The sequence below is a fragment of the Marinomonas aquimarina genome, from assembly GCF_900089755.1.
Classification (GTDB): domain Bacteria; phylum Pseudomonadota; class Gammaproteobacteria; order Pseudomonadales; family Marinomonadaceae; genus Marinomonas; species Marinomonas aquimarina.
This window is the reverse complement of record NZ_FLOC01000021.1, coordinates 60636-69378: the sequence shown is the minus strand read 5'-3', so window position 1 is coordinate 69378 and position 8743 is coordinate 60636. Positions and strand designations below refer to the sequence as shown.

Here is an 8743-nt window from a genome sequence, read left to right as displayed (position 1 = left end):
TTTCTTTGATGACAGATAGATGTTCGATAAGAGTCACGGAATGAAGCCTGTTTGATGAACTAATAAGCGCTACAATACAGGTTTTGGCAGGTTTGAAGCTAGTTCTTCAAAGTATGCTCGCGCCCTGGGCTGTGTCCGGGGAAGAAATCTTTCAATCGCGGGATACAACCCGCTCGTACGACCCGTCTGTGTTCGGGGAAGAAATCCTTCAATCGCGGGATATAACCCGCTCGTACGACCCGGCTGTGTCCGGGGAAGCAATGCTTCAATCACGGGATGCAACCCGCTCGTACCACCCGAACCTCGTTTGAGAAAGAAAGGCGCTTAATCGCCTTTCATATGCTCGCTGTTCACCACATGATAGATTGGGTACAACACATCGGCACCTAAGATCTTACAACGCTCTGGCGACCAACCCACGACTTCATCAGGTAGATTCTGGTTATCTTTAAATGGCATCTCTAAGGTAAGCGATAAGCAGCGGTAGGTATTCCCTACCCACTTAGAGGCCACGGTTAGCGTTTCTTCTCCGTAACGAACATTTTCATAGCCAATTTCATTTTGGAAGTCTGGGCTAACGGCGGTGAAGATTTCTTCAAAGATGGCTTCCATATCGGCCATACGTTGATCGAAGTTTGGCACCCCTTCACAGCCATCAACGAAGTTGACGGGCAGTGTTTCATCGCCATGAATGTCTAAGAACAGGTCGACGCCTGTTTCGGACATTTTCTTTTGTACCGCGAGTACTTCAGGACTGCGTTCTTGCGTTGCACGCTTCCATTCACGATTCAGGTTCACACCTTTGCTGTTAACGCGCAAATTGCCGTGCACAGCACCATCTGGGTTCATATTGGGCACAATGTAAAAACGGCATTGCTCTAAAAGGGCACGAGCGACGGGATGAGACTCATCAAAAATACGCTCCAGCAGACCTTCCATAAACCACTCCGCCATGGTTTCACCTGGATGCTGACGCGCAATGATCCAAATATTTTTCGCCAACCCTTGGGTCTTGCTCACTTCCAGCATGGTGATATCACGACCTTCCACCGTTTCACCAATATGATGGGTAATACAGTCTTCATAGCTAGCTGCCCACGCGACCATATCAAGATGACGCTCGTAGCTGTAGGGAGCAAAGTAGGCGTAGTAAACACTGTCTTGCTCAGGCGTGTGAGTGACCTCAAGCACACCGTCTAGGTATTCTGTTGGCACTCGAAACCAATGCTCACGATCATAAGAGGCCACCGCCTGGTAGTCATCCCAGCCTTCGGCAAACGCTGCATCGGCTGCATTCTCAAAGCGGATAACACACTGCTCACCCATACCGCCCTGTAAACGGAAATAGAACCATTGGAAGAAATCAGAGTTTGTATCTTTTGGTATATTTACTCTAATATTGTCCGGCTCTGTGGCGTCGATCACTTCGATATTACCGCCATCAAAGAAACTGCTGATTTTGAGTCGGCTAGTCATTCACTCTTCCTTAACGCTAGGCTGTTAAATTTCATTATGGCAAGTTTACCCATATTCATAAGCGCTGTCGCTAACTCTACCGACGAACCGCACTTTCCGTTGCTATTTACTTGGTCCACTCACGATGGCCAAATCAAAGAAGTACTGGTAACCCCTGACGACGACTGGTTGCATGAGCACGCCATCGAACCTAATTTGCAAAACTTAGACGAACAACAACTGTACGAGTTCGGCTATGAAGCACAAGACATCTTGTCTGAATGGGCCACCGAGCTGGACACAGATACACTTTACGCGGTGGATGCTGAAACCGTAGAAGCCCTTGTAGAAACCTTATACGACACCAAAGGGCTAGATCCAGCGTTTGAGATTATCTCCATTGAGCAGTGGTTTAGCGAGCGTGATATTGAACTGCATCGCGCTCGTGAAGAACAAGGTGATAACACACCGCTGCACCTATTAAGTCCTGATGAGCAAATTATGAGCTTGCTGCAGCTGGCGGCTAGCTATGACTTACTGGACTTGAGCGCTTTGGAAACGGAATAATTGCAAATGCGGCCTGAATAGCGAATATAAACGAGGTGCTATAGCACCTCGTTTCATATACTTCTAAAGTGATTGTCATATTCAACTAGTACGACCCGACTCTGTTCGGGGAAGCCATGTTTTAATCGCGGGATACAACCCGCTGGTACGACCCGACTCCATTCGGGGAAGCGATGGTTTAATCGCGGGATACAACCCGCTGGTACGACCCGACTCCGTTCGGGGAAGCGATGGTTTAATCGCGGGATGCACCCGCTCGTACGCACCGACTCCATTCGGGGAAGCTGAGCTTACATCGCCACTAGGAGATGGTTCGTACGACCAAATTACCATCAGGGACAGTCATTTTCATCACGTTGGAATTCACTATGAAAGACATTTTGCCAGACTTGTGTGACCTCTACCCTAAGCATGTACAAATCGCCGAGCCTATTTTTCAAGACTTTGGTGGCCGCGATCATTTCCATGGTGAAGTGGTCACCGTTTATTGCTTTGAAGACAATAGCCGCGTTAAAGAACTGGTGCAGACACCAGGTAAAGGCAAGGTGCTGGTCGTCGATGGTGGCGGCAGCCGTCGTCGCGCATTATTAGGCGATATGTGGGCCGAGAAAGCCGCTGAAATGGGCTGGGAAGGCATTGTTATTCATGGTGCAATTCGTGATGTCGCGGCCCAAGCCAAAGTGAACCTAGGTGTCAAAGCCCTGTGCGCGCACCCAATGCCAACCGAAAAAAAAGGGCTTGGCGAAGTAGGCAAAACCCTTAATTTTGCAGGGATCACCATTGCCAATGGTGATCACATCTATTGTGACTGCAATGGTATTTTGGTGGCGAAGCAACCGCTCGCACTGCCCTAATCCACCAAGTAGTAGGTCACCGTCGAGACAACCCGTACCTTCATTATGTGGGGGTTATTTTGATCGCGGTCGCTGATCGAAAACTGCCCCTGTGACGCTTGTTTAATTTTACCTAGGCGGCTATTTGAATCGGCGGCAAACTTCTGTGCCACTTCACGGGCATTCTGGGTCGCCTGTTCAATCATTGCTGGTTTAATGCGATTCAGGTCGGTATACAAATACTCAGTGCGCACCTGATACATGTCGCCCGATAACACGACCCCCTGCTTACCCAGATCGGACAGCTTAGTCTGTGCGTTGCGCACAGTGTCAATTTGAGTACTGTAGACGGTCACCCTTTGATTGGCGTTATAGCGAAATTCTGCTCGTCCATTACCGCCATATTGCTGCGCTAGTTTATCCACGATTGCAGGCGGACTGACGGTCACTTCGTCTGCTTCAATACCATTCTGTTCAAGGAAGGAGACGATCTTTTTGGTATTGGATTCTGTATCCGCATAGAGCTGCTCTAACTCATTAGAAGCAACAGTAAACTGGATAGGCCAAATGGCGACATTCGCTGCCACTTCATTTTCCGCTAAACCTTTAACAGTTACACTGCGCTCATAAGATTTCATCTGATTAGCGGTGGTGTTTGCAATCCAACCCAAGCCCAAAGACCCTAGCAAAATGCTGCTGCCTAAGATAGCTGCCGCGGTAGTGATTTTTTGCATGCTTTCGCTCCTAACACATCCATTTTTAACGCCCAATAAAAAAGGGAAAGCGCCTTGCTTTCCCCTTTGACTTCACTCTGAGTGAATAAGTTCTGCTTAACAGCAGACTTAACTTAAAGATAGACCAATCGGCAGGGTTTCGCCAACCAGCTTAGACAGCTCTAGATCACTAAATTCGGCGGCTTCAGACTGTAAACGCTGCAACCACTGGGCTGGGCATTTATCCTTCTTCAGCTTATCAATGACCTTTTTCCGCAAACTTTTCAGTTCCTTGCTGTCTTCACCTTTGCCCATCTGCACCATCAGTACCGCAGCAAGCCCCGCCTGTTTACGCTTTTTCCAATCTTCCTTAAGAGTTTCTTGGACCAACTTAATGGCCAATGATTCCTCCAGCATATTGTGATCTTCATCCAGCAGTAAACGGCGTGATGCCAAACGCCCCACAGACCACCAAGCCGTATCTGGCTCTGAGGATTTCTTCAAACGCTTCGTGAGCCAATCAATGGTTTCCAGTTTGCGCTCTTTTGGCAGTCGCTCTAACGCACCCACCATGCGAATCATGTCATCACTGGATTTGGTCGTGACCGCTTTTTGCTTTTCTCGCGAACGCAAACCGGCAGGCGAGAAATATTGCGCAAATTGCTTGTACAGCGTTTCTTGATTTGCGGCGGTTAAGCCTCCTGCGATTCGGCGATACAGAGTCCAATGCTGCCCCCAGACGGGGGCTTGATCGTGCTTTGGCCCCTGCTTAGTAGCATTCATCGCTTGCTCAACACGCGCCTCATCGCCTAACGCTCCGTAACCAGGTCGCAAACAGAACCCTATCAACTGTAGCCACTGACGTTCATGCTGGGGCGATTTCGTACGCCCCCCTTTGACGGCCAGCAATTTGTCCGCCAAACGGCGAGAGGTAGCGAGATTCCACTCTTCTCGATCTCCCAGTAAACGGTCTAAGTCCTGCTTTAGGGATTTAACGAGATCAGGGTATTCTTTTTGACCGGCGGCTGAGAAACACTTCACAAGGTGTTCTTCTGCTTGGCCCATATTACTATGTAAAGGACCGTCCTGATCATTTGCCGACTGCTCTTCAGAAGCTTTGGCTACCCCGAACTGTAAAACCCACTGATCATTTTGAGATTCTGCACGCAGCTCAACCTTCAAAATGCCGACTTCCGTCATGGTGGCCGTTAGGGCAACTTCAACAGTATCGCTGTCCACGTTACCATCAAGCTCGGTCACCAAGTTCGAGACAAAGTGTAGACCTGACTCACTGGCTTTTAGCTCACCTACTTCACACTCTAGGTGATCGTCACAACGATAGAGCGGAAATTGAACCTGCTCACCCATTTTGACTTTAAAGGTTTGCGTGAGCTTAATCTGTTCTTCTTTAGGCGTGCCTTTGGGCAATAAGCCTAGAAATTGACCATCTGCCAACTTTAAGAACAAACCGTGCGCCACACCACTCTCTATGCGCTCTGATTCGCCTGCCAACGAGCGTAAGTACTGCGCCGCACCTTTGGCTACCGCATCATTAGGCTCTGAAGCATCGCACACGATTAACGGCTTATCAGACCATTGATTTAATTGCCCCAGCACTCTGCCTTTGAGCAAATCACTGTTGAATAGACCGCCGTTAAAGAGCACCACATCAGGCATGTTTGAACCCGTCGCAGCCTCGATTTCAGCACGATGACAACGCAAAAACGCAGCTAAGTGACGTGTAAACGCAGCATCGCTTTCATAAGGCAAGCCGAGGGTGTGTACCGCATAATCACTTTTTTGTACCACTGCCTCAAACGATTCAAGTGGCAAAAAGCCTAACTCAACCTGCTCCACAAGCTGGGAGCGCTCTACCGTAAACTTCTGCGAACCACCAATTAGGCGACTACCGCCACCAAGGACAGTTAATGTGACAGACTCTGGGGCTGAATCCCCGAGTAAGGTCTCTTTGGCTTTACGAGTTTGTTGTACCAAAGCGGCCAAGCGTGAGGCCGACAATGCAGAAATTTGGCGGGGGTCAAGCTGATACGCTAGGGCTTGGTCGAGATTATCCCCGCCCAGCAATAAATGCTCACCAACCGCCACCCGCTTAAGACTGGTTTTGCCCTGGCTTGTGGTATCAATACGAACCAGACTAAAGTCAGTCGTACCGCCACCAATATCGACCACCAACAGCATCTTCCCTTGTGCCAGCACATCTAGGTTGTCTTGATTGCGGATAAAGTGATAACAAGCGGCCTGCGGCTCTTCGAGCAAATACAATTCCCCGAAGCCTGCTTCCTTTGCCGCCTCTAAGGTCAAGGCACGGGCTTCCTCATCAAATGAGGCTGGTAACGTCAGTGCTACGTCTTGCTTTTCAATCGGCGCGTCTGCAAAAGCATGATTCCAAGCCGCACGAATATGAGACAGGATACAAGCACTGGCTTGTAGAGGGCTCACTTTGCGTGCTGCTTCACTGCCCCAAGGCAGAATCGCTTCTCGACGGTCCACCTGGCGATGACTGAGCCAGCTTTTGGCACTTTGTACCAATTGCCCCGAGCGGCGTTGCCCTAACTCTAGAGCACCGTGACCAACGATTAAATCGGTCGCTTGTCCGCGCCATGGCAATACAGGTTCGATTTTGCCCTGCTCGTCTTTTGCCAACAGGTACACCGCACTTGGCAACTGCGTCGATGGGCGCACTGTGCCATCGGCCATAAACTGGGGAATCTCTAACAGCTTGGGCTCTGTCTCGCCCGCCGCAAGGTAAGACACCACACAATTTGTGGTGCCTAAATCAATACCAATACGATATCGAGCGTTTGCCATTAAGACTCCCTAACTTGGAATTCGATGGTCCATACCATGTCCGATTTGACATCGTGCGCTTGCAGCAAGAGCAAACCAAGCTCGGTCACTCGTGAAGATAGACACACACGAACCATATCACCTTCTGAGTATTGGCCGGCATCTAAGGCAATCGACAATGGGCTCAACTCGCTGAGTGCGGGGACTGAGAAGGATGGAATCAGTTTGCCTAGGCTGTCGACGTCTGCGCCTTGTGATTGGAAGAAACGGAATGTCACCGTTTCACCAACGACAAGGGAGAACTCGTTAGGCAACATCTGCTCATCAGAACCTTCTTCTAAACCAAAGAGGGCCACACACAAAGCGTCTACTGGCGGAGCCATGCCAGGGATCGCTGGCATTGGGCTGGCCACACCAATGTAATAGTTGGCCGCCAAACCGCTCTTAACTTTAACCCCACCTTCTTGCTGAACTTTCTCATAGAAGGCTGCACCTTGCGCCACCGCGTGGTCAAGGTGTGCAGGCGTGAGCATGGTCAATTCCGTGTGCTCGCCAAGCATTTCTTGCAAGCGTTGCTCTAGCAAATCGCGAATCGGTTTCGCGTTAAATACACCACCGTTTAAAAGTACCTTATTCGGCACCACTTCAACGGTTGCTAGAAACTCCGAAATATGACGCGTGATCGCTGGATCGGCTTCATAATCAAGGTTGATTGCGGCAAAGCCTGAGCGCTGCGCCGCTTGAGCGCGTTCACCCAAAGTAACCGCTGGGAAGAAACCTGCTAACAGCTGTTGTTGGACATCTTCCTGCGTCAGCGTCGCCTTAATGCTGTTATTAAACAAACTGCGACCACGACTTGGCACGACCACCGTCGCATCGGCTAAGTCTTGGTTGCCCAACAAACGCTCTTTCGCTTCACGACAAGCTTGCGTCAAGCCCGTAATTTGCCAAGGCTCAAGTTGCGTGCCCTGTTGCGCTAATTGACCAGCGAGATGATAAGTTAAGGTCATGTCCATGTTGTCACCACCCAAGAGGATGTGACGACCTACAGCAACACGCTCAAGACCTAGACTGCCGTCTTGATCCACCGCTTGGATCAATGACAAGTCAGTGGTACCACCACCTACGTCGACCACCAGAATGTGATCATCAACGTTTAGTGAATCGGTCCACTTTGGCTGATCGGCCAACCAAGCATAAAAAGCGGCTAGTGGCTCTTCAATTAAGCGAGCACGCAAGCCTGCTTTGTTTGCGGCACTCTCTGTAATAGCACGGGCGGCAGGGTCAAACGACGCTGGCACGGTAATGACCACTTGCTGTTCTGCCATCGGTGTATCAGGAAATTTATGGTTCCAAGCGCTGACAAGATGTTCGATGTACCATTCCGTTACCTGAGCAGGTGACACTTTTTCAACTTCTTCTAGTGCATCAACCGGTAACACTTGCTCGTCCGCATTCACGCGTGTGTGACAGAGCCAGCTTTTCGCACTTTGTGCCATACGACCTTGTGATTTACCACCAAGCTCACGGGCCAAGGCACCGACGATCACATCGACTTTACCCCAAGGCAACTGACGATCGCTTTCTAGAAATTCAGTTGCATGAGGAAAGTAGGCAAACGATGGCAACAATGCCAATTCTTCTACTCGGCCCGCGGCGGTTAGCTGAGGGATGGTTAATTGCTGAAGCGTTGCGTCTTCACCTTGCTCTGCATAAAACACTGCTGAGTGTGTGGTACCCAAATCGATACCGATAAAATACTGTGCCACTTAAACCTCTACTTCCGCAGGCGCCAAAATATGTAGGCTATCTGTGTTAGAAACTTTTGGTAGGTTGGTTGACGTTACTTGCCAACCTGGGTGAATCAAGGTGCCTGCGTATGGGCCTTCGCCCTGCACGCGACCTTCTAGTTTGATCGCTTTCGGATCGTAATCTGCAGCCACTTCAACACGACTGTTCTCAGGCGCATCATTTACTACATCTACAGTAAAGTACTGGCTCACTACCTTTGAGCAACCGGCATGAATTTGGCGCGCTGCCGCACCAACATCTGCATCACTGTAGCCGTCAATACTTTCTTTTACGAAATCGATAAAACGTGCTTCCTGCTGCAGTAACTGCAACAGTTGCAACGCACCATCTTCACTGACGGTATCAAGCTTCGGTGCTTGAACTTCGACTTCCTTTACGACTTCGACAGTTTTGGTAACAACTTCTGGTTCTACTTCGGAAGCAAATTTTTGCCCTTCACTTACTGCCGAACAGCGGGCTGCGTATTGGCCATTACCCATGTATTTAAAAAACTGGCCGAAGGCGCCAAAGAAGCGCGATACGAAGCCGATTGATTTAATTTCATCTGCCATTGTG

At 49.7% G+C, this 8743-nt stretch carries 7 protein-coding genes; 2 read left to right on the top strand and 5 right to left on the bottom strand.

Annotation, left to right across the window (positions count from 1 at the left end; all coding sequences use genetic code 11):
* Positions 1–324 precede the first annotated feature (324 nt).
* A complete protein-coding gene (locus MAQ5080_RS15560; RefSeq protein WP_067212346.1) occupies positions 325–1476 on the bottom strand; it encodes a M14 family metallopeptidase in 1152 nt (383 codons plus the stop codon).
* Between the two features lie 36 nt (positions 1477–1512).
* Here MAQ5080_RS15560 and MAQ5080_RS15555 point away from each other — a divergent pair, with 36 nt between their 5' ends.
* Together MAQ5080_RS15555 and MAQ5080_RS15550 are read left to right on the top strand one after the other, a co-directional pair.
* A complete protein-coding gene (locus MAQ5080_RS15555) occupies positions 1513–2022 on the top strand; it encodes a hypothetical protein (protein WP_067212350.1) in 510 nt (169 codons plus the stop codon).
* Positions 2023–2390: 368 nt separating this feature from the next.
* Complete coding sequence (locus MAQ5080_RS15550; protein ID WP_067212353.1) at positions 2391–2876, top strand: putative 4-hydroxy-4-methyl-2-oxoglutarate aldolase; 486 nt, start codon at positions 2391–2393, stop codon at positions 2874–2876.
* Here the strand turns inward: MAQ5080_RS15550 and MAQ5080_RS15545 are convergent.
* The 4 genes from MAQ5080_RS15545 to MAQ5080_RS15530 all read right to left on the bottom strand — a co-directional run bounded on the left by MAQ5080_RS15545 (position 2873) and on the right by MAQ5080_RS15530 (position 8739).
* Complete coding sequence (locus tag MAQ5080_RS15545) at positions 2873–3589, bottom strand: SIMPL domain-containing protein (RefSeq protein WP_067212355.1); 717 nt, start codon at positions 3587–3589, stop codon at positions 2873–2875. The two genes, MAQ5080_RS15550 and MAQ5080_RS15545, sit on opposite strands and share 4 nt — an antisense overlap.
* Positions 3590–3697: 108 nt before the next feature.
* Positions 3698–6397 carry a hsp70 family protein gene (locus MAQ5080_RS15540; protein ID WP_067212358.1) on the bottom strand — a complete coding sequence of 900 codons (2700 nt, stop codon included), beginning with the start codon at positions 6395–6397 and terminating at the stop codon, positions 3698–3700.
* Positions 6397–8145 carry an Hsp70 family protein gene (locus MAQ5080_RS15535; RefSeq protein WP_067212362.1) on the bottom strand — a complete coding sequence of 583 codons (1749 nt, stop codon included), beginning with the start codon at positions 8143–8145 and terminating at the stop codon, positions 6397–6399. Before MAQ5080_RS15535 ends, MAQ5080_RS15540 begins: the two co-directional genes overlap by 1 nt.
* Complete coding sequence (locus MAQ5080_RS15530; protein ID WP_067212365.1) at positions 8146–8739, bottom strand: DUF2760 domain-containing protein; 594 nt, start codon at positions 8737–8739, stop codon at positions 8146–8148.
* Positions 8740–8743: the final 4 nt, after the last annotated feature.

Excerpts from the sequence above, each read along its gene's own strand:
- MAQ5080_RS15540 (WP_067212358.1), bottom strand. The coding sequence starts at position 6,397 with ATGGCAAACGCTCGATATCGTATTGGTATTGATTTAGGCACCACAAAT.
- MAQ5080_RS15555 (WP_067212350.1), top strand. The coding sequence starts at position 1,513 with ATGGCAAGTTTACCCATATTCATAAGCGCTGTCGCTAACTCTACCGAC.
- MAQ5080_RS15560 (WP_067212346.1), bottom strand. The coding sequence starts at position 1,476 with ATGACTAGCCGACTCAAAATCAGCAGTTTCTTTGATGGCGGTAATATC.
- MAQ5080_RS15550 (WP_067212353.1), top strand. The coding sequence starts at position 2,391 with ATGAAAGACATTTTGCCAGACTTGTGTGACCTCTACCCTAAGCATGTA.
- MAQ5080_RS15545 (WP_067212355.1), bottom strand. The coding sequence starts at position 3,589 with ATGCAAAAAATCACTACCGCGGCAGCTATCTTAGGCAGCAGCATTTTG.
- MAQ5080_RS15530 (WP_067212365.1), bottom strand. The coding sequence starts at position 8,739 with ATGGCAGATGAAATTAAATCAATCGGCTTCGTATCGCGCTTCTTTGGC.